The following is a 22,773-nucleotide window of genomic DNA, read 5'->3' as shown; positions in this document are numbered from 1 at the left end:
CATATATACATAAAACTAATATAACCTTATTTATTTTGTTAATTTATAAGTTAATTAATAGAATAAACTAAAGCGAATAATATTGAAAAAGAATAAAAAATAATATATAAACGAAGAAAATAAGTTTTTAAATGATTTTTTCAATAAAAGCCATATTTTTTTATAATAAAAAAGCAAATAACAATAATAAATTTATGTATATTATATTGAATAGAAGGTACTATGGAAGACAATAAAAAAACTATAGAGGAAATAATGAAATATTTTAGCAATATTTTCAAACAAAAACATATAGACAAGAATAATTTAACTATGTTCGATAAAATCATAATAGATTCTTCTAACAATGATAAATCCAATGATCTTATTCCAGATAATAAATTTTCCATTATAAAAGATATAACTTATAATTATCTAAAAAAACATCTAAAAATAAACGATATAATATGTTTTTCCATACCTACTGATAATTTTGTATTACATGAAAGAGTTGGAGAAGATGAACATTTTGAAGAAAATAGTAAAGTTGTAGGTTTCAGTAAAAATTTCTCTATTAAATTAAATTACATAGATTCTGATCTGCCTGTATATTTAACTTTTAATAATCCAAATTTATATGTTACGGGCAATATAGAATGTATGGAAGATATTACTGTAGATTTATTTATAATTAATTTAACAAACAAAGAAAAATTAAAATTATGCACATTTAATGGTATTTTTTGTGCAAATTTTAAGTTTGAAGATTTTTTTTATGAAAAAGATAGAATTTTTCTGCTAAAAAAATCTGATTTTTAAAAAGGAATTATGTGTTTATAAGGGTTGTTTTATGAATCATCCTATCACTATATATGTTTCAGATTTATATAAAAATATAAAAAAACAAGAAAAATATTTACAATATTTTTCTTTCATTATAAATCGTTTAATAAGAATGTACACTAAAAGATTAATAAAGCTATATTCTACATTACGTATGGATTTAGAAATATGTATAGCAAAATTTACTTGTATATCAAAAATATTACAAGGATTTTATAGTTCTAATAAATCAAAAGAAACTTTAAATTTCATAAAGACTCATATAAAACTTCATAATACATTCAATGAATTATCTAATGATAAATATCAAATGATAATAAATAATTTAAACAATAAATATAGAAAATTTATAATTAGATACTATATATTAGAAAATGACAATTCTAAAAATATAAACATATCAGGAAGCTTTAAAATGACAGATATACTTCTTATTAAAAAGAAAAAATTAAACTCATTTATAAAATATAAGATAGGTAAAAGTTATTAAATTATGTGGAAAATATTAGATTTAATTGATTCTATAGATAGAAATCACCAATCATACATATATAAAGTATATTCTAAAGTAGGAAATTTTGAAGACGCCAATGATATAATGCAGGATATATATATGGAGCTATTAAATAAAATAGAAAATGGCTTTGATAAAAATGGATATGATCAATTAGATGGATATATATTTATAATGATAAATTCAAGAGTCACTGATTTTTTTAGAAAGAAAAATAATAAAGTAAATACAAAATATGAATCAAAAGAATTTATAGATGAATTATTTGATATAGCAATCACTGATAATGATATAAATGATTTGTATAAAGAATATAAAGAAGGGCTATTCTTATTTATTGATGCAATTGTAAAGCAAAGTATGAATACTGTATGTGAAAAATGCAATATGTGTAATCAAAGACTATCGAATATCATTAAAGTAAAAAATAAAAACGGAGAAGATATAGATGATAGTTTCTCAATATATAAAGAATATGTTTTTTCTTTTTTAAATAAAGAAATAAAAATAAAAGACATAAAAACAAAACATAATATATCAGATCATACTTTAGAAAAAATAAGATCCGTTTATAACAATAAAATAAAAGACTGCATAACCAAATTAAGTAATAAAATCATATAGTTTCCTATTATACTTATATAATATTTTTTTGGTATCAATGGCAGATAAAGAATTATACATAATTATGATTATTTATAAGCTATAAACATTTAGATAAAAATAATAAATTGTATAAATAGTTTTTGGAATCTTTTGCAACTTAGATAGTACTTGAAAAAGTTAGTAAAAAAACTTCCATAAAAAATAGAAAGAGTCTTTATATATGCAGAAAACTGCCTACAATCTACAACTTAGAAAATTACTCAATACATTCTAAATATTTAGTATTAAAACAACAGATAAATAGCTGAAAATATTTTAACAAACTGACCACAAATAGGTATTGCAAGCACAAATCGTTATGATTAAATACAACTAAATTGCTATTTATATTCAAATACATAAACTTTATAGTTTTAATTTTCATGATGATAATATATTATATAAAATAAATCATAATATAATATTAATCTATATTTTTAATAAGAAAGGTATAATAAAAAATGGAAAAGTCAGATTTTTTTTTCTTTGATTAAGCAAATAGATTTAGCCCTTTTGCTTACTTCTTCAAAACAAGAGGAAGAATGTTTTAATAAAATAATAGAGACTGCTGTTTCTATCACAGATTCAAAGGCAGGACATTTATTGCTGCTTGATAAAAGCAGAGAATATTTAGAACTAAAAGCATATAAAACTTTTAATAATGAAAAAGTAAATAGCTTTAAAGTGCCTATAGGAAAAGGTATAACAGGAAACGTATTTATATCAGGGCAGGCTTTAAATATTGCCAATGTATCTAAAAATAAAGAAATGTACAAATCTGTAAGTGCTGCTTTGCATGACACAGAAAATACTGTTAATATACAAATAGACGATATAGCAATAGTTCCAATAAAAATAAAAGATGATGTTATCGGCGTTTTGGAAGTTATAAATAAAAAAGATGATACTCATTTTTCACAGCTTGATATGCATCATTTATATTCTTTTGCAAAAATAGCCTCTATTGTAATTGAAGATAATTATACAGATAGAAATATTAGAGAAATTTTTGTTTCTGCAATAAAAAATATATCGGATGAACAAAAAGAAGAAATAAAACAAGATCTATCATCATATACAAATAATCCATTATTAAAAGAAAATTTAAAAATATCTGAAATATTAAATAAGATAGGTGATATAGATGAGAGAGAATTAAATTTCTGCAAACTATTTTTAAGCAATTATCTATCTCATTTAGAAAAAAACTATCAAGGAAATAATTTATGAGTTCTAATATTTTTAATATGGATAAAGAATATATGCTGAAAAATTTGACAGGCAAGGGAGTAAAGGTTGGAGTAATAGATAGCGGTATAGAAGCATCGCATGACATATTTAAAGGAAGTGATGCTGTAAAAGGAGGAGTTGTTATAGAATATAAAAACGATGAAGTTGTATTAAAAGATTATAAAGGTTTTGATCAATACGGACATGGTACAGCTTGTGCAGGCATAATACATTCTATTGCCAAAGATGCAGAACTTTATAGTATACAGGTTTTGGGAAATAAATTATCAGGAAAAGTTGATGTATTTTTAAAAGGATTGGAATGGGCTATAGAAAATAAAATGGATATAATAAATTTGAGTTTAGGAACTACAAATCAAACATATAGATGTAATTTCTATGCTTTATTAGACAGAGCATACTACGAAAACAGAACATTAGTAGCTGCTGCCAATAATGATCCTATACCAAGCATACCTTCTATATTATCTCCTGTAATATCAGTAGAAGCAATAGCAAGCGATGATCAATATGAATTTTATTATAGATACAACAACTGTATAGAATTTTTGGCTAGAGGAATATATATAAAAGTACCTTGGATTGATAATTCATATATGATGATGATAGGAAATAGCTTTGCTGCTCCTCATATATCAGGAATAGTTGCTTTACTAAAAGAAAAAAATAAAAATCTAACACCTTTTGAAATAAAAAGTATATTGAAAAATATAAGCAATCAAAAAGAAGAAAATAATAATCAATAACTTTATGAATAATCAATATGGAATAATCAAACTGCTTCCATTTTTTTTAACCATAAATAGTAATGCATATTATAGTATTTATTTTTGATGCAGTTATAAAATTATTAAATATACTGTCTATTATATAAGCAGGAAACAAAGATTTGATATTTTATTTTGCAGATTTAATGGCAATATTTATAATATCAGGAATTCTGCTATATCAAATAAATACAATATTCTATACAACTTAAGCCAATTGTTTTAAATATAAGACTTGCAATTTTTAATCATATAATAAAGTTATCTCAAAATTTTTTTACACTTATGAAAAAAGTTACTTATTATCAAGAATAATGAATTTTATAACTAATTCTCTTCTATTCCACTATTCTATGGTTCTAATAAATTAGCCACTATAATAACTCTTATGCCAATAATTCCAATATATATAGTAATTTACGTACGTTTTAATAAGTATGTAATAAAAAATAAATTAGTTTTAAGCAATTATGATAATGTTATAAATTTTATAATAAAACACATATTAACATTTATAATTTTTTAGAATAATAGTATAAAATGTATTTTATATTAATATAAAAGATATATTTTATACCATAAAAGCACTTTATAAACGATATATATATTGATAAACAACCAATATATGTTATACTATAAGAGGTAATGTGTAAAATAAGAATTCCTAATTACAATTTTTTTAAAAAATAAATTGACTATTGTATGGAAACTATATAATAAAAAATACTAATAAAGTACTTATTTTTATTATGATGCTTTCATTGTTATCTTTTTATACTAAATTAGGATTCAATTATGAATAAAATAAGAAAAGAAATCTGCAAATTCAAATGCCAAACCACAGGTGAAGAAATAATTTTTACAGTAGCTTATGTTGAAGGAAAACTTGATAGTAATTCAAGAAAATTAAAATACCACACACTAGCTATAATAGGCGGCATGCATGGGTCTGAGTTTTGTTCAATAGAAGCTATAATAAAATTATTAAACGATTTAGAATCTAATAAGTTATTGATAAATGGAAAACTAATAATAACAAATATTTTCAATTTAACAGCATTCAAAAAAAACATAAATTTTACTATAGATAGTGAAAATAATGAAAATAATAGTGAAAATATGAACCATTATTTTTGGAATGAAATATTAAAGGATGTAGATTTTTGTATAGAACTTCATAGCGGAGATGCACCAATATCTATAGCAAACTGTATTTATGTACCTGTAGTTGGAGAACAAATTACTGATACAATTATCAAGAAATATGGCTGAAGTTTATAATGTAAAATACATAATAGATAAAGAAGTTGGAAAAGATTATAAACACAAGTCAGCATATAGTAATCTTGCTTTCAAGGCTATACCTTCAATACTTACGGGAGCATGCGGTAATGGAGTCAATACAGAAATTCATTATGAAGGCATAAAAAATATTATGATATATATAGGTATGCTTAATGATAAACAGTTGAAATATACAGAAGAAAAAATAATATTAAATTATAAAGGCTCCATAAAAAGCGATGTAGATGGAATGTGGCATCCATCGGTAAAAATGGGAGATATAGTTAAAAAAGGAGATAAAGTCGGAGAAATAAAAGATTATTTTGGTAAAAAAATAAAAGATATTATATCTCTTAATGATGGGGTTGTATGCCTTCTCAAAAAAAATCCACATATAAAGTTAGATGATTCTCTAATAGAAATAAATGAAATTAAAATATAATATTATTTAAAAAAATTGTGTTTTAAATAATGTTTTTATTTCATAATCATATTTTTATTTATTATTATAATAAGATAATAATGCACAAAATTTTTACGTTATAATTACAACTTGACTTAATAGTTTTTTATAGTTAAAATATAAAGAACATAATGTAATTTTTGTTTTAGAATAATAAAGTAGTATTTAATGGATAATAGTAATAAAGATAAAATAAGAATCATACCTCTTGGCGGAGTTCAAGAAATTGGTATGAATATGACTGTAATAGAATATGGAAATGAAGTATTAATAGTTGATTGCGGTTTTATGTTTCCAAGATATCATATGCTTGGAATAGATTATGTGATACCGGATGCTTCATATTTAGAAGATAAAAATGTTATAGGATTAATTCTCACTCATGGGCATGAGGATCATATCGGAGCTATACCTCACTTTTCAAGAAAATTTCCAGATATTCCAATATATGGCACAAGATTAACTATAGCATTTTTAAAAGCTAAATTTAATGATTATAAAAATGAATATAAAGATATAAAAATATTTGAAATTGAACCTAGAAATAAAATACAATTAGGTATGAATTTTGATATAGAGTTTATAAGAGTTAATCACAGTATCCCTGATGGTGTCGGCATAGCAATCACAACGCCTCTTGGTGTAATAATACATACCGGAGATTTTAAAATAGATTTAAACCCTACCACAGACAGATTTATAGATTTATATAAATTTGCTGAATATGGAGAAAATGGCGTGCTTTTAATGCTCGCTGATTCAACAAACTGTCAAAGAGATGGTTTTTCCATGAGCGAAAGTGTTGTTCAAAATACTATGACGCCGTTATTTGCTTATGAAGACGGAATGATTATTGTTGCAGTATTTGCAAGCAGTATAGAAAGAATACAAGATTTAGTAACAGCGGCAAAAGTAAATAATAAATATGTTGCATTTTCAGGAAGAAGTTTAATCAAATATACAAAAATAGCTGAAGAAATGGGATATTTAAACCTTTACGATATAGTAATACCAATAGATAAAATAAATAGATATCCTAGAGAAAAAGTAGTATGCATTACAACAGGAACGCAGGGAGAACCTTATTCTTCATTATCATTAATAGCAGCAGAAGCTCATAAGCATATAAAAGTAGAAGATGGAGATATGGTTATATTCTCATCTAGTGTTATACCAGGTAATGAAATGGCTGTTACAAGAATGATTAATAATCTATTTGACCTTGGTGCCAAAATGGTTGGAGAAGATAAAAAACTTCTTCATGTATCCGGGCATGCTTCCAGCGAAGATTTAAAATTAATGTACAGATTGGTAAAACCTAAATATTTCATACCTATTCATGGAGAAAAGAGACATTTAATAACCCATATAAAACTTGTTGAAAACTTAAACGGACTTAATACCAAAGGCTTTTTATTATATAATGGAGATGTATTAGAAATAGATGAAACCCTTGAAGCAAAATTAGCTGAGCCTATAGAAATAAGAAATATATATGTTGATGGCAAGGGTGTAGGAGATTTAGAGGAAAGTATATTCCATGACAGAGAACAATTATCTTTAAATGGTGTTGTTGTGGCTAATGTTGTGGCAAAGAAAAATAAAACTGGTCATTATGATATAAAAATAGATTTAGAAAGCAAAGGCTTCACATATAATGGAGGGGAAAAAGAAGGGTTAATAAATAAAAATGAGCAGCTTATAGAAGAAGGCACAAAATCTGCAACAGAAGCTGTAAGGAAACTTCTTGATAGAAATAAAAGAACTCCGTCTACAATTAAATATGAAGTAAGGGAAGCTTTAAGAAAAAAGTTTATTCAAATTATAGGAAGAGAACCTGTAATATTTGTATGTTTATATATAGATAATGTTTATGTAGAAACAATAGAAAGTGATAATCAAGAAAATAAAAAAATAGAAGTACTAGATAATATAAATAATTTAACTATAATGGAGGATCAAAATCAATGTCATACGAAGAAGAAAAAGAAAACTATAAAGAAGAAAGTAGTGAAGAAAATATCATCAGCAAAGAGAGTAAAACAAAAAAAGAAAAAAGTAAAAGAGAGTTAATATTTTTTACCCTTATAATTATCTCAATAATCACTGGAATGATCAGTATATTTTTAAAGCCTGAAAATAAATCAGTAATAATATCTTCTAGTACATTACCAAATAAAACATCATTAAAAGATGGTATAGCTATAATTGATTTAACAGGCGTAATAACACATGTAAAAAGAAAAACAAATCTTGGTATAGAATTTCCATCTGTAACAGAAGAATTAATGGATGATTTTGATTATTATATGAAAGATGATAAAGTAAAGGCTATAGTTCTTCAAGTAGATAGTCCTGGAGGTTCATTAACTTCATGTGAAGAAGCATTGAAATATTTGCAAAATCTAAAAGAAAAATATCCTAAGCCAATAGTTGCATCATTTAGAAGCATGGCGGCAAGCGGAGGATATTATATATCAATGATAGCTGATAAAATATATGCTAATGAATCCACTTTAACAGGAAGCATAGGAGTAATATCTCAATTCTTCAATGTTTCCGGATTAATGGATAAATATGGCGTTAAAATGTATACTATAAAAAGCGGAAGAAATAAAGATTCTCTTTCCCCTTTCAGAGAGCCTAGAGAAGATGAATTGGAATATTGGCAGGGCATGACAGAAGAATTTGTTGCTCAATTTACTAATGTTGTAGAACAATCAAGAGGAGATAAAATAAAAGAAGATAGAGATAATATATTTGATGGAAGAGTATTCAGCGGTAAAAGAGCATTAGAAATAGGGCTTATAGATGCAATAGGTACATTACAGGATGCTATAAAAGATGCTGCCGAAATGGGCGGTATAGAAGATGAAGAACCTTACATAATAAAAAAGCCTGAAACAAAAAACAATGTATTAAATTTACTTCTTGCTAATGTTTCTGATATTATAAAACCCAAATCTTCATTGCCTATACCTTATGAAGAAATAATGAACACTAAATATATTGGTGTACCTATGTATATTTATATTCCAAACTATATTGGAGAAAATTAATGAAAATATATGAAGCTATATATTATTATTTATTAAAACCTAAAGAAGCTATAAAAAAATCTATTAATTTTGAATATTCAATATTAATATATTTATTGGCTTCTCTAAGCATATCAATATCTGCAATATATTCAATTAATAATAGATCCAATATATTAAACCTATTTATATTTACTTTTGGTATAGCAGCATATATAGCAATATCAAATATCGTAAAAATATCTATTATTAACCTCACAGTATCAGTATTTTTTAAAAATGCTGACAGCAATAATACTAAAACATTCATAAATAACTGTTTTGGTTTATATGGTATATTTATATTTATATTGCCTATAACTTTATTATTTGGAAGATTTTCTGCTCTTTACTTTATACAGTTTATAATGTTTTTTATATTAGGATTATATTATATTGTACTGATGTTTAATAATATTAAATATTCATTTAATATAGATAGTTCATTTAAAGCATTATTAGTTTTAATTACTCCTATAGTATGTGATTATTTAATTTATATATCATTGGCAATATTGTTATTTGGAACTATTATTAGCTATATATAAATATGAAAAAAATTAATAAATATATAATTAAAGAAACTATAGGTCCCTTCTTTGCTGGGATATTATTTTTTACATTTATATTCGTAATACAATTATTGCCTGAATTGATAAGGCTTATTATGAATAATGGAGCTCCTTTATTGATGTCATTGGAAGTATTTGTATATATGCTTCCATTTAATATAGCTATAACTATACCTATGTCAATACTAATGGCAAGCATTATAAGTTATGGAAGACTATCCTCAGATAACGAAATAATAGTAATGCGTGCCTTAGGTTTCCCTCACATGAGAATATATGTACCTATTATAATACTTGGAGCTATAACTTTTGTTTTCTCATTATTTTTTAACAATGTTGTTATGAGTGAATCCAATTACAGATATAGAGCATTAATTTCGTATATGGTTAATATAAGTCCGTCTATTGCTGTAGGTAAATTAGAATTCTCAGAAATAAGAGACATGAGTTTATCAATAGGTGCTAAATATGCTGATGATAAAAGTATATCAAATGTAGTTATATATGATGGCTCAAGTGCTAATAAAAGGGTTATCACTGCTAAATATGGATTATGGAAAAATAATGAAGCTAATTCAAGAGTTGTTACTTTAACATTATATGATGGTGTAGTACAGGAAATGCCTAATTATGGTTTTGTAACAAATGATTATACAGTATTTGATTCTATGGATATTAATATAGTAAGAGATGTAAGTAAATTAACCTCACATGAAAGAGGATTAAGAGAAATGCCTTCATGGGAAATACGTTCTAAAATGAAACAGGCTAAAATAGAAGCCAATAAATCTGTAGATCAGCAAATAAGCGGAATTATTAATAATGCTTATCAGAATGTTGATACGAATAATGTATCTTTAGTATCGTTCTCTAATGCTTATATATCTACCAATGAAACAGAGATAAAGTCTATACGTGAAAAAGCTATAGAAGAGGCTGTTCCATACTTTTATTATGTAGAGTTTCATAAATTTTTATCAATACCTGCCGCATGCCTTTTTATGGTTATGATAGGAGCACCTTTAGGAATTGTAGGTAAAAGAAGCGGAAAAGGATTTGGATTCGGATTATCAGTTATAGTAGTAGTTATATATTATTTGCTTATAACAGCAGCAGAAATAATAGCTGGAGGAAAAAGAATACCTCCTATTATAGCAATGTGGTTCCCGAATATAGTACTGGCTATTATGGGAGCATTTCTTATGATTAGATCATTCTTCAGCAGAGGAAAATAAATTAAGATTTAGCTAAATCCTCACCTACTTTTTTAAGTTCATTTAATATATCATCTGTTGGTTTTTCTTTAGCTATAATCGGTTCTTTAAATAATGTAATACCATTGTTTACGGCATCTTCTTCCCAATCTCTCATCCATTTTCCGTCACCCCATCCATAAGAACCAAATATAAATACTTTTTTATCCTTCAAATATGGTTTAATATTTTCATACATAGGCAAAAATTCCGTATCTTCCAAAATTTCTGCTCCCATAGCAGGACATCCTAAAGCTATACATTCATAACTTTTCACAGTATCAATATCAAAATTATAAGCCTTAAAAGTTTCAACCTCTACCCCATTAGCTTCAGCACCTTCTTTTATAGCTTTACCCATTAATCTAGTATTACCGGTCTTACTCCATACAACTAAAGCAATTTTCTTTGACATAAAATTACAAATCCAAAAATATTATTTTTTACAATAAATGAAAAAACTATTGGCTATTACAATTAATAAAATGTAATATGCCAATAATTTTATATTAGAAACTTACTATTAATTTACAGCATTTGATATTTCTTCTTTAGCCTTATCAACACCTTCCTCTATAGCCTTTGAAGCATCCTGCATTCCGTCTTCAACTGCTTTAGAAGCATCCTGCATTCCATCTTCTACTGCTTTAGAAGCATTATCTAAAACCTCTTCTGTAGTATCTCCTGCTTTTTCTACAGCATCCTGTGCCGCTTTAGAAGCATCATCTATTGTTTCATTAACTTTATCAGTTAATTTATCAATAGCTTTTTTATCCTTTTCACATGAAATAGCAAATATTGATAAAATCAAACATAAAACAAAAATAATTTTTTTCATATAAATATCCTATATATTTTTTGCAAAATTATAATTGTTAATAAGTATTTGTCAAGATATAGGAGAATTTGAAATATAAACATTTATCTTATATTTGTTTTTAATATTTTTTGAATTGTATATACTTGTAGCTTTGGCAAGCCTGTCATTAAATTTTTCAACTAAGAAATCAGCATCTTTTACTTTAGGAGCAAGTATTACTTCTTTTAATGCCTTATTATCAAATATATAAAGATAATTTTTATATGAACGCTTCATTTCATTATCAATATGAAGAGGATTGCTTCCGTATTCAACTAACTGTATAATACGCATTTCTTGTTCCTCTATGAAAGATGAATCCTTTATTAAATATTGTATATTCATAAGCAATTGATAAGATAATGATATTTCTTCTGCATTAAAAGTTTTGATAGTATTAAATATTGAACAAAATACATATCCTATATTATTTTTTAATTTATCATAAAATTTATCCCCATAATTCCAAACGCTATAATTTTTATTTAAATCAATAATTAGATTATCATAATCAGATTCGCATGGATTAAAAACTATTTCATTTCTTTTAAAATTATAATATAAAACAAAATATAAAGGTAACGTTTGCTCTTCATAAAATTCTATATTGGAGTAATTATTTTTATCATAAGAAAATGAAAAAAGTATTCCAGATCCTCTATTATTAAAAGAAGTGTCAAAAAAAGATTTATCAAAAACTAAACAGCATCCTGTTCCTTCTTTATTATCATATTTACCATATAGTCTGTACATAGTAAGAGAGTCTTTACATCTGCTGAATGATGTTTGTAATGCTATAAAACTATTAATATTTGCATATTTAGAATTTACATTATTATTTCTAAGTAATTGCATTAATATTTTACCCTCTTTAGGATCATTGGCATTCTTAACACTAGTCATTCTTAATTTATTTTTTTTAAGACTTATATTATTTTCATCTTGGTAAAGCTCTTTTATATTATCATATCTTCTATCAAATGCCATCTCATTAAATACTTCTATACTTGTATAATGAGATATTTCATTAATTTTATCATAATCTTTTACAGATACTAAATATAAAAATACATACTGCATTATCCACAATTTCTTCAATCTTGTCCTATCTTTATTTTCAATATCTTTTACTATAAAATTAAAATATTCCTCTTTCTCTTCAACCCAAAAGCTATCTTCTCCAAGTATTATGTTAATAAGTTTTTCTATGGGTATATATTCTATAAACCTTGATATAATATAAAATATATTAACAGAACTTGATTCTTTAATGTTTAAAAGTAGAGTCAAAGCATAATCATATTGAGATAAATTTATTAATGCATCAGATTTTAAAAAATATATTCTATCGTATATAGTATCATCTTCTATTATAGCCATTTCCATATATTCTATATGCTCTTTATTTTTAATGATGGTATCACCTTTAGAATTTTTATCCTCTAATATAGATAATGCTTTATCAAGATATTTTATAGCCTCCTGATATTTTCCAATATTTACAAGCAATCCTGCCTTATTTAAATAAATTACCTCTAATGATTTATTGATACTAATTGCTTTATCATAAATATTGAATGCCTCATCTATTCTCCCAAGTCTCTCTAAAATAATAGCAACATTCAAATATGCATAATCATATCCTAATTCTGCCGCTTTATTAAAAGAAGATAATGCATCTTCATATCTCTCAAGTTTAGAATATATTATACCTATATTAAAATAAGATATCTCAGATCTTTCATTAATTTCTATAGCAGCATTAAAGGCTTCTAATGCCTCATCAAATACCATTAATTTTGCTAATATAATGCCTTTATTAATAAAAGCTTTTTCATATATTGGATTAATATTTATAGCTTTATTGTAATATTCTACAGACTCTTCATACCTATTTAGATAATATAAGGTTAAAGCTTTTTTATAACATACACGGGCAAAATATCTATCTCTATAGCTGCTATCTAATACTTTATCATAATTTTCAAAATAATTAATTATTTTAGAGTATATCCTCAAAGCAGATGAATATTTCTCTAAATTAAAATAAAACCTAGCTTGAACAAACATACTGTCTATTCTATCTTTTATCATTAATTATCACTCCAATATATGTTGATTTTATTATAAACTATTTTTTGATAATGAAAATAAAAAACTTAAAAATATTGTTGACAAATTATAATTATATGTTAATATTACTATATAAAGTAATATTACTAACAAAAATAACTTTAATAAGGATTCGTAAAATGAAAAACAGTGATAAAGGTTTTTTTGGTAAATTTGGAGGAAGATTTGTACCAGAAGAATTAGAAAAATTATTAATTGAATTAGAAAACGCATTTTTACACTATATCAATGATAAAGAGTTTTTAGAAGAACTTGAAGAACTAAGAGCTGATTTTATAGGCAGACCTACACCTTTAATGTATGCAAAAAATTTATCTGAAAAAATAGGCGGGGCAAAAATCTATGTAAAACTAGAAGGGCTTGCTCATACAGGTGCTCATAAAATCAATAATTCTATAGGACAGGCATTACTCGCTAAAAAAATGGGTAAGAAAAAGATTATAGCAGAAACAGGAGCAGGACAGCATGGACTTGCCACTGCTGCAGCTTGTGCTAAATTAGGACTTGAATGTTCAATTTATATGGGAGAAATTGACGTAAAAAGACAGCAGCCTAATGTAGCATCCATGGAATTATACGGTGCAAATGTAATATCGGTTACAAGAGGAGGAAGAGGTCTTAAAGATGCTGTTGATGTTGCTTTAGAAGATTGGGTTAAAGATTTAAAAGATACACATTATCTTCTTGGAAGTGCTGTAGGACCTAGTCCGTATCCGGATATTGTAAGAACTTTCCAGTCTGTAATAGGAAGAGAATTAGATAAACAAATACAAGAAAAAAAATTAAATGTTAAAGCTTTAATAGCATGCGTAGGAGGCGGTTCTAATGCTATAGGATTTTTTGAGCCTTTTATAGAAAGAGAAAATCCTAAATTAATAGCAGTAGAAGCCGGCGGAATAAGTATGAATTTGGGAGAAAATGCTATTAGAATGAAAAACCCTTATGCTAAAGATGTTGCTGCTCAAGGATATATGAGTAAATTCATTTTGAAAGAAAATGGAGAAATATCTGAAACTATGTCTATATCTGCAGGACTAGATTATCCGGGAGTTGGACCTCAGCTTGCATATTTAGGAGAATCTGGAAGGATAGAGTTTACTTATGCTACTGATAAAGAAGCAATTAATGCTGTAAAAGAATTTGCAAGGAATGAAGGAGTTATATTTGCTTTAGAAAGTGCTCATGCTGGTGCTAAAGCTATTGAATATGCTAAAAATTACAGTAAGGATGATGTTATAATAGTTAATATGTCCGGAAGAGGTGACAAAGATATATTCATAACCTCCCCTATTTTCAGACCTGATAAATGGAAAGAGTTTTTAAGAGATGAATTGGAGAGATTAGAGAAAAACATAGACGTACATAAATTTTAGCCTCCAATATATAATATAAGATTAAGACTCTCGATTATTTAATTGAAAGTCTTTTTCTTTTTTATTTAATTAATATCAAAAAGAAAATAATTTTAATTTTTTATATTGATATATATCAAAAATAATATAAATTAAATATTAAGGAGTTTAATTATGAATAAAATTACCGTAGTATTATTTTATATTATTATATTTATTATTTCATGTTCAAATAATACAGAAAACAATTCTGCATCAAATACAAACAAAAAAGAAGCCGTAACAATAAATGTTGAAGGTACATCTGCTCCTGAAAGTATTAGATTAAGAAATGGCAAATTATATATTTCAAATATTGGAGAAGCCGATAAAACTAGAGACGGATTTTTCTTTTGTGTTAATGAAGATGGCTCTAATCCTATAAAACTTTTTGAAGGAGAATTGGATGCTCCTAGAGGATTTTATTTTATAACAGATGATATTATTGCAATTGCCGATCAAGATGGAGATAATGGATTATTAGGAAATGTAGTTCTTGCAAATGTTAAAGATAATACAATAATAACAAGATTAACTATAGAAGATGCTAAATTATTAAATGATATAGCAGCAATAGATAATGAAACTATAGCAGTTACGGATACAGGAAGCAGCAAAGTATATATAATAAAAATAGAAAATAATTCATCACTTTCTATTATAAATACTATAGATAATGTTTATGGGGCTAACGGCATAGCATTTGATAATGGTATTCTATACGTTGTATCGAATGGATTTATGGGAGCAGAAAATACCGGCTATATATATACTTTTAATACGGATGGCAGTAACTTAGATAAATGGATTGATTTTATAATAGGTACTGGAGGATTGGACGGTGTAGCTGTATATAATAATAAACTATATGTTACAGATTGGGGAGAAGGCGGAACTAATGCCTCAATATATTCATTTGATTTAAATACAAAAGAACAATTAGAAAAGATAGAAGGTTCATTAAGAGGTGCTGCCGATATAGATATAACTAATGATACTATATATATACCAGAACTTCCTACAGGATTAATAAAAAAGATTACTATTAATTAACATATTTTATTATTAATCTAAATTGTAAAAAATATTTATATTACATCTTGTAATTTTTAAATATTTGTATTATATTATAACTATATACACAAATATTAATAGGATTTAAATAAATATCTTATGCAGCGGTTTAATTATTTAAAACTCCTAGTTACTATTAGGAGATAATACTTTCAATACTTATCATTTTTATATAAAGATACATCTAAAAAAATATACATCTCTATTTTATTATATAAGAAAACATAAAATACAATCATTAATAAGAAGCATTTTAAATAAAATTTTTATATATAAGGATAAAATATAATGGATATAATAATAATAATAGTGTTAATACTTTTAAATGGCATATTTGCCATGTCTGAAATAGCAGTAATTTCTGCAAGAAAAACATCATTAATGAAAGACAGTAAAGAAGGAAATAAGGGAGCAGATGCAGCATTATCTCTTGCAAATGATCCTGATAAATTTCTATCCACAATACAGATAGGTATAACTCTCATAGGTATATTAACAGGTATATATTCAGGTGATACTGTAGCAAAAGAACTTTCAAATATACTCACAAAAATTCATATACCACAAACGTATGCACCTATAATAGCACAAGTAATAGTAGTAGCATTAGTAACATATTTAACTTTAATATTCGGCGAACTTGTACCTAAAAGAATAGGAATGGTTATGCCGGAAAAAATAGCAAAAGTTGTTGCAAGTCCAATGACTATACTTTCAAAGATAGGCGGTCCGTTTGTTTGGATATTATCAAAAAGTGCATCTATAGTTTCAAGAGTTTTAGGAATAAAAGATGATAAAAGCCCTGTAACAGAAGAAGAAATAAAATCAATGATAGAAGAAGGAAGACAAGGCGGAGAAGTAAAAGATATAGAGCAGGATATTATAGAAAGGGCATTCTTTTTGGGAGACAGAAAAATTGAATCAATAATGACTCATAGAAGCGATATAGTATTCTTAGATATTAATATGAGCAATGATGAAATAAAAAAAATTGTATCCAAGCATTCATTCTCAGCTTATCCAGTTGTAGATAATAATTTGGATAATATTATAGGAGTTGTTAGGGTAACAGATATATTTGACAAATTAAATACAGCAAAAGCAAAAATAGAAAAATTTGTTAAAAAAGCCAATTATTTCCATAACAATATGGAAGTATATTTAGTACTTGAAGAGATGAAAAAGAATAAAACCAAAATAGGTCTTATATCGGATGAGTTTGGAAATATAGACGGTATGGTAACTCAAAGCGATATATTCTCAGCATTAGTTGGTTCTGTATCAGAAGGTAAAGAAAGCAAAGATATAAAGAAAAGAAAAAACGGAGGATGGTTTGTAGACGGACAATGTCCTATATATGATTTCTTAGAATATTTTGAAATAGAAGATGAAAATGCATCTAATACATATAATACAATAAGCGGATTAATACTTGAACTTATGCAGCATGTTCCATCTGAGGGTGAATCTATTGAATGGAAAAATTTAAATTTAGAAATTGTTGATATGGACGGTGCTAGAATAGATAAAGTAATAGTAAATAAAATAGAAACAAATGAAAATAATCTATAATTTCAATCATATAAAATATGATTGACAAATATAACTTTTATATATATACTAAATTGAATATCATAAAGAGGTAATTCATATGTTATATAAATCGCATCGCATCGCATCGCATCGCATCGCATCGCATCGCATCGCATCGCATCGCATCGCATCGCATCGCATCGCATCGCATCGCATCGCATCGCATCGCATCGCATCGCATCACAAATTTAAATAACATTATCTCTAAATACAATTATTATATTAACCTTAATCCTATAAGGCTAAATATTTTTTGCTTTTCTTATTTTAAATAATGGAGTACATAAATGTTTGATATAAATGAAGATAATTTTAAAAAATTTCTTTACAGATGGTTAGATGGTATAGGAAGTGAAGTAGGATTCTGGGAATGGGCTATGTCAAATGATTACTGGAATTATTATGTTGGTAACAAAATAGAACAAAGTAAGATAGAACATTCTAGTAATGCAAAAAAAATTTTAGATGTTGGAAGTGGCCCTATAACTGTATTAAACCCTAATAAAGATGTTATTATTTATGCATGCGATCCATTAGCAGAATATTATAGATTTTTATTAAATAAATACAATAAAACCCCTATAGTAGAAACAGAATTTTGTTTATCTGAAAGACTATATGAAAAATATAAAGCAAATTTTTTTGATGAAGTTCATATGCAAAATGCTTTAGATCATTCTTTTTTACCTATGAATTCCATTTTCAACTTTTTACATGTAGTTAAAATAAATGGAAAAATTACTTTAAAACATCATAGAAATGAAGCACAATTTGAAAAATATCTTGGTTTACATCAATTTAATGTAGATGTAGAAAATAATAATGCCATTTTATGGAATAAAGACATTAAAATAAATATTAATGATATTATTGGAGATATAGGTGAAATTACTTGTGAAATTTCTCAGATTCAAAGAGAAGGTAAAGAGCAAGATTTTATAACTATAGAAATAATTAAGAAAAAAGACTTCAATATATTAGAGTACGTTTCTAATAACTATTATTTTGATAAATATTTATTTTTAGTTTCTACTGCATTAACTTCAGATATTTATTTAGATAAATATGATGATATTTTATACGGCAGATTAAAAAGAGCTATAAAATTTACAAATAAAAGAAATAAATTTGTAAAAAAATTTGGTTGGTATATTCCTATCAGGAAATTAAGAGACAAATTTAGAGAAAAATATTATATATAATTAAAAATAAATTTAAGAAAATTATTAAAATCGAAAAATTTGCTCGAGACTGGACTTGAACCAGCACGGTGTTACCCGACAGCACCTCAAGCTGTTGTGTCTACCTATTCCACCACCCGAGCTTTTAACGAAATATATTATATAATATAATTTTATTTTGTCAAATATAATAATTGGATATTAATATTTTATTATCTCTGCCTTGCTGAAATTATGTATTCCAAATACATCATAGATAACATTAGTAAGTTTAGGGCTTTGCATAACTGTTCCTGCATAATAAAATATTGGTATTATTGCCATGTCATTCATAGCTATATCTTCGGCCTTATGCAAATACATACTTCTGTCTTCATCGCTTTCAGCAATATAAGCATCCATTAAAGTTTTATCAAAATCAGGATTACTGTATTTTCCTTCATTAAGAACGTATCCAGTCTTTACCAATGATAAAAATGCAGCAGGATTATTATATCCTCCTACCCAACCCTGTCTTGCCATATCAAAATTACCTTCTCTTCTAGTTTGTAAAAGTACAGCCCACTCTTCCTGAACTATAACCATATTAATATTTAAAACATCTTTAAGCATAGCCTGTATACTCTCTGCAACTGTTACATGAAAACCAGGATTAGTTAAGAATTCAAATACAGGAAAACCCTCTCCATTAGGATAACCAGCCTCAGCTAATAATTGCCTTGCCGCCTCTATATTTTTTTGATAATCATTAGTCTTTGTAGAGAAATATTCTTCTTTTTCATCCCTAAAATCATTGCTTCCATAAACATCTTTAACATTATAAGGTACAATAGCAGCAGCAGGTCTTTCTCCAGCTTTCATTATATTTTCTACTATATATTGTCTGTCTATTGCAAGTGAAATGGCTTTTCTTACCCTTGCATCATTAAAAGGAGCTTTTGTATGATCAACCTCATAAAAATAAAGAGATATATTAGGTATTACCCTTGCTATGCCTTCATTAATTAATCTCTCTCTGTCATTTGGAGGAGTAATATGGTAAAAATATATATCTTCATTAAGAACAGCAGCCATAGCGGTATTAGCATCTTCTATAAACTCAAAATTAATTATATCTGGCTTAATCTCTTTATAATTCCAATAATCTGTATTTTTACGTACAACCAATCTTGAATTATGATCCCAGCGTACAATTTGAAAAGCTCCGTTTCCAATCATAGTTTCAGGTTTCAAAGTCCATCCGTCTTCATTTTTACTTACTATATCTTCACGTAAAGGAGTATATGCAGTATGTGCAACCATTTCTAAAAAATACGGAACTGGATATTCCAATTCTACATATAAAGTTTTATCATCTAATGCCTTTACTCCTAATGTGTTTTTATCCTTATCTCCAGACATAATATCATCAGCATTCTTCACAACATCCAAAAATATAGCATAAGATGATCCGGATTTAGGATCTACTATTCTCCTCCAAGCATAAACAAAATCATTAGCAGTTACAGGAACACCATCGCACCATTTTGCATTGCTTCTTATATTAAATATATAAACTGTATTATTATTTGAGGATATCCAACTCTCTGCTGCACCTGGAATTATATTACCGTTTTCATCTTTTATTGTTAAATTTTCAAATAAATGTGTTGTATATATCATACCATCTATAGCTGAATTTATTGTAGGATCAATAGTTTGTGGTTCAGGTCCTACAGAAATTGTAATTTCATTTAATATATCTTTAGGCTTATGGCTGCATGATATTAAAAAAACTAATAATAAAATAATTAATATATTCTTATTCATAAACTTCTCTAAAACATTATAGTATTGTATTAAGTATCGAAAAAAAATATAATTGCATAATCAAAATTATTAATTAGATTTATATATTATTTTTTTATTTGAATCTATTATATTTTTGAATTCTTCACTTATAGAATTGTAATCTATTATATCAGCTATATAAATTAAATCGCTTTAATCAAAATCATCTTTAATTGCTGAAATTTCACTTAATGATAATTTCCTATTAATATTAACAGCCAAATCTATATCAGAAAATTTTTTATTATTTCCCCTTACTCTTGAACCAAATATATAAACCTCGCCTTCATATATATGATTTTTCAAAATATCTTTTATTATATTTATTTCATTGTCAGATAAGTTGATCATTCATTATTATCCTCTAAACGCTTTAACAAATTCTCTGCATAAGGTAAAAACTTTAAATCCTCATTAAACACTTCTTGAGATAAATCATTAGAATAAATATGAGAAGTAGAATTTCCAGCATCTTTAAATTTAATCCATTTTTCAACATCATCTATCAGTAAATTCTTAGCAGCAAGTCTGAACAATTCTTTTTTAGTGATACCGCTAGTTATATCAGGACTTATATTTTCATTAAGCCAACGTTGAATAAATTTCCAACTTTGTTCAAATGCTATTTCAAAATTTTGTATTACTCCAGCCCTAACAGTAAGAATCAAATCATTATCATCATTTTGAATTTTATTATAAACTTTAATAGATCTATCTAAAGCATTAATTGAATCTTTCAAACTATCTAAATTTAATACCATTAATAAGAACCTTTAGTTATAAAAATAGGGCATCTTAAATATAAAGATACCCTATTTATAAATGTTATATTAAATTATTTTAAAGCAATATTATAAGTATCCATTGCTATAGCTTTTTCTTCATCAGTAGCTATAACATAAAGTTTAATAGCAGCACCGTCTTTTTCAAAGTTAGCACATCCTCTAGCTTTAGAGTTTTTATCAGCATCACATTTAATACCAAGTTCATCTAAACCTTCAAGAATTTTACCTCTTATAAATGCACTATTTTCACCTATACCGCCTGTGAATACTATACCGTCAAGATGACCTAGTACAGCCATATAAGAACCTATGTATTTTTTTACTCTATAGCAGAACATATCTATAGCTAAAGCTGCTTTATGATTAGTTTTAGAAGCCTCTTCCAAGTTTCTCATATCATTGCTTACACCAGAAACACCTAAAAGACCACTTTTTTTGTTTAAAATATTGTCCATTTCTTTAGCAGACTTGCTTTCTTTACCCATTATAAAAGTAACAACAGCAGGATCCATATCTCCAGATCTAGTACCCATTACTAAACCTTCTAATGGAGTTAAACCCATACTAGTATCAACAGATTTACCTTCTTTTACTGCTGTTACGCTGGCACCGTTACCTAAGTGACAAACTATAACATTAGCATTAGGTTTGTTATTAACTTTGCAGAATTCTCCATAAACATATTTATGTGAAGTACCATGGAAACCATAACGGCGTACTTTATATTTATCATACCATTCATGAGGAACTGCATACATATAAGCATGCTCAGGTATTGTTTGATGGAAGCTGGTATCAAAAACTGCAACCATTTTTACATCTTTTAATATTTCCTGACAAGCTCTTATACCTTGTAAACCTGCTGGGTTATGAAGAGGTGCTATATCACAGCAATCTTCAATAGCTTTTATAGCTTCATCTGTAATTAATGTACTGTTGCTGAAAGATTCTCCGCCATGTACAACTCTATGTCCTACACCAGATATTTCTTTCATATCAGATATAACTCCAACTTCTTTATCTGTTAAAAGTGAGAAAATTAAAGACATACCTGCTTTATGATCTGGAACTTTTTGCTCTAATTTCTTTTCTTTTCCTTTTTCTACTGCTGTATGCTTTAAAGCACTTATCTCTTCTCCTATTTTCTCTAATAAACCTTTGGCTAAAACTTTAGCTTCAGGCATAGCAAATAATTGGTATTTAATACTTGAACTGCCTGAATTGATTACTAAAACGTTCATAAAATAACTCCATAATTTATAATTAAATTAAGTCGATT

The 22,773-nt window shown here is 26.3% G+C and carries 22 protein-coding genes and 1 tRNA gene; 15 read left to right on the top strand and 8 right to left on the bottom strand.

Annotation, left to right across the window (positions count from 1 at the left end; translation table 11 throughout):
• Nucleotides 1–222 precede the first annotated feature (222 nt).
• From T324_RS0106195 to T324_RS0106145, 11 genes are all read left to right on the top strand, one after another.
• Nucleotides 223–798 carry a hypothetical protein gene (locus T324_RS0106195; RefSeq protein WP_028329444.1) on the top strand — a complete coding sequence of 192 codons (576 nt, stop codon included), beginning with the start codon at nt 223–225 and terminating at the stop codon, nt 796–798.
• Between the two features lie 31 nt (nt 799–829).
• On the top strand, nt 830–1,312 hold the full coding sequence (locus tag T324_RS0106190) for a hypothetical protein (RefSeq protein ID WP_028329443.1): 483 nt from the start codon (nt 830–832) through the stop codon (nt 1,310–1,312).
• 3 nt (nt 1,313–1,315) lie between these two features.
• Nucleotides 1,316–1,960 carry an RNA polymerase sigma factor gene (locus T324_RS0106185; protein ID WP_028329442.1) on the top strand — a complete coding sequence of 215 codons (645 nt, stop codon included), beginning with the start codon at nt 1,316–1,318 and terminating at the stop codon, nt 1,958–1,960.
• 507 nt (nt 1,961–2,467) lie between these two features.
• The gene (locus T324_RS0106180) at nt 2,468–3,211 is read left to right on the top strand and encodes a GAF domain-containing protein (protein WP_028329441.1); all 744 of its coding nucleotides are present in this window, start codon (nt 2,468–2,470) and stop codon (nt 3,209–3,211) included.
• Nucleotides 3,208–3,978, top strand: coding sequence for a S8 family peptidase (locus tag T324_RS16890; RefSeq protein WP_051436804.1), 771 nt, complete (start codon nt 3,208–3,210; stop codon nt 3,976–3,978). Before T324_RS0106180 ends, T324_RS16890 begins: the two co-directional genes overlap by 4 nt.
• A gap of 816 nt (nt 3,979–4,794) precedes the next feature.
• The gene (locus T324_RS0106170) at nt 4,795–5,271 is read left to right on the top strand and encodes a M14 family metallopeptidase (RefSeq protein WP_028329440.1); all 477 of its coding nucleotides are present in this window, start codon (nt 4,795–4,797) and stop codon (nt 5,269–5,271) included.
• Nucleotides 5,264–5,725, top strand: a complete 462-nt coding sequence (locus T324_RS0106165; protein ID WP_028329439.1) for a succinylglutamate desuccinylase/aspartoacylase family protein — start codon at nt 5,264–5,266, stop codon at nt 5,723–5,725. Before T324_RS0106170 ends, T324_RS0106165 begins: the two co-directional genes overlap by 8 nt.
• 189 nt (nt 5,726–5,914) lie before the next feature.
• Complete coding sequence (locus T324_RS0106160; protein WP_028329438.1) at nt 5,915–7,819, top strand: ribonuclease J; 1,905 nt, start codon at nt 5,915–5,917, stop codon at nt 7,817–7,819.
• Nucleotides 7,714–8,805 carry a signal peptide peptidase SppA gene (gene sppA, locus T324_RS0106155; protein WP_211232578.1) on the top strand — a complete coding sequence of 364 codons (1,092 nt, stop codon included), beginning with the start codon at nt 7,714–7,716 and terminating at the stop codon, nt 8,803–8,805. The genes T324_RS0106160 and sppA overlap by 106 nt, the downstream gene beginning before the upstream one ends.
• Nucleotides 8,805–9,371 (top strand): hypothetical protein, encoded by a 567-nt coding sequence (locus T324_RS0106150; protein WP_028329436.1) that lies wholly within the window; start codon nt 8,805–8,807, stop codon nt 9,369–9,371. The genes sppA and T324_RS0106150 overlap by 1 nt, the downstream gene beginning before the upstream one ends.
• A 2-nt stretch (nt 9,372–9,373) precedes the next feature.
• Complete coding sequence (locus T324_RS0106145; RefSeq protein ID WP_028329435.1) at nt 9,374–10,630, top strand: LptF/LptG family permease; 1,257 nt, start codon at nt 9,374–9,376, stop codon at nt 10,628–10,630.
• Between the two features lies 1 nt (nt 10,631).
• Here T324_RS0106145 and T324_RS0106140 read toward each other — a convergent pair whose 3' ends face one another.
• The 3 genes from T324_RS0106140 to T324_RS0106130 form a co-directional block, all read right to left on the bottom strand.
• Complete coding sequence (locus tag T324_RS0106140) at nt 10,632–11,063, bottom strand: flavodoxin domain-containing protein (protein WP_028329434.1); 432 nt, start codon at nt 11,061–11,063, stop codon at nt 10,632–10,634.
• A 108-nt stretch (nt 11,064–11,171) separates the two neighbouring features.
• Nucleotides 11,172–11,486 (bottom strand): hypothetical protein, encoded by a 315-nt coding sequence (locus T324_RS0106135; RefSeq protein ID WP_028329433.1) that lies wholly within the window; start codon nt 11,484–11,486, stop codon nt 11,172–11,174.
• Between the two features lie 51 nt (nt 11,487–11,537).
• Complete coding sequence (locus tag T324_RS0106130) at nt 11,538–13,601, bottom strand: tetratricopeptide repeat protein (protein WP_028329432.1); 2,064 nt, start codon at nt 13,599–13,601, stop codon at nt 11,538–11,540.
• Between the two features lie 158 nt (nt 13,602–13,759).
• On the opposite strand from T324_RS0106130, the gene trpB reads away from it, so the two are divergent.
• From trpB to T324_RS0106110, 4 genes are all read left to right on the top strand, one after another.
• The gene (trpB, locus tag T324_RS0106125) at nt 13,760–15,013 is read left to right on the top strand and encodes a tryptophan synthase subunit beta (protein WP_028329431.1); all 1,254 of its coding nucleotides are present in this window, start codon (nt 13,760–13,762) and stop codon (nt 15,011–15,013) included.
• 153 nt (nt 15,014–15,166) lie between these two features.
• Nucleotides 15,167–16,084, top strand: a complete 918-nt coding sequence (locus T324_RS0106120; RefSeq protein ID WP_028329430.1) for an SMP-30/gluconolactonase/LRE family protein — start codon at nt 15,167–15,169, stop codon at nt 16,082–16,084.
• 309 nt (nt 16,085–16,393) lie between these two features.
• A complete protein-coding gene (locus T324_RS0106115) occupies nt 16,394–17,677 on the top strand; it encodes a hemolysin family protein (protein WP_028329429.1) in 1,284 nt (427 codons plus the stop codon).
• Between the two features lie 308 nt (nt 17,678–17,985).
• A complete protein-coding gene (locus T324_RS0106110) occupies nt 17,986–18,900 on the top strand; it encodes a hypothetical protein (RefSeq protein ID WP_028329428.1) in 915 nt (304 codons plus the stop codon).
• Between the two features lie 40 nt (nt 18,901–18,940).
• Here T324_RS0106110 and T324_RS0106105 read toward each other — a convergent pair.
• From T324_RS0106105 to T324_RS0106085, 5 genes are all read right to left on the bottom strand, one after another.
• A tRNA-Leu gene (locus T324_RS0106105) sits at nt 18,941–19,022 on the bottom strand.
• A gap of 58 nt (nt 19,023–19,080) precedes the next feature.
• Nucleotides 19,081–20,688 carry a peptide ABC transporter substrate-binding protein gene (locus T324_RS0106100; protein ID WP_028329427.1) on the bottom strand — a complete coding sequence of 536 codons (1,608 nt, stop codon included), beginning with the start codon at nt 20,686–20,688 and terminating at the stop codon, nt 19,081–19,083.
• A gap of 174 nt (nt 20,689–20,862) precedes the next feature.
• Nucleotides 20,863–21,060: a nucleotidyltransferase domain-containing protein gene (locus T324_RS16885; protein ID WP_245580653.1), complete on the bottom strand. Its 198-nt coding sequence runs from the start codon at nt 21,058–21,060 to the stop codon at nt 20,863–20,865.
• Complete coding sequence (locus T324_RS0106090) at nt 21,057–21,470, bottom strand: HI0074 family nucleotidyltransferase substrate-binding subunit (RefSeq protein ID WP_028329426.1); 414 nt, start codon at nt 21,468–21,470, stop codon at nt 21,057–21,059. The genes T324_RS16885 and T324_RS0106090 overlap by 4 nt, the downstream gene beginning before the upstream one ends.
• A 74-nt stretch (nt 21,471–21,544) precedes the next feature.
• Nucleotides 21,545–22,735 carry an acetate/propionate family kinase gene (locus T324_RS0106085; RefSeq protein ID WP_028329425.1) on the bottom strand — a complete coding sequence of 397 codons (1,191 nt, stop codon included), beginning with the start codon at nt 22,733–22,735 and terminating at the stop codon, nt 21,545–21,547.
• Between the last annotated feature and the right edge of the window lie 38 nt (nt 22,736–22,773).

Source organism: Brachyspira alvinipulli ATCC 51933, assembly GCF_000518245.1.
GTDB classification, from domain to species: Bacteria; Spirochaetota; Brachyspiria; order Brachyspirales; family Brachyspiraceae; genus Brachyspira; species Brachyspira alvinipulli.
The sequence above is the reverse complement of the archived record's forward strand: the minus strand, read 5'-3'. Positions and strand labels throughout refer to the sequence as shown.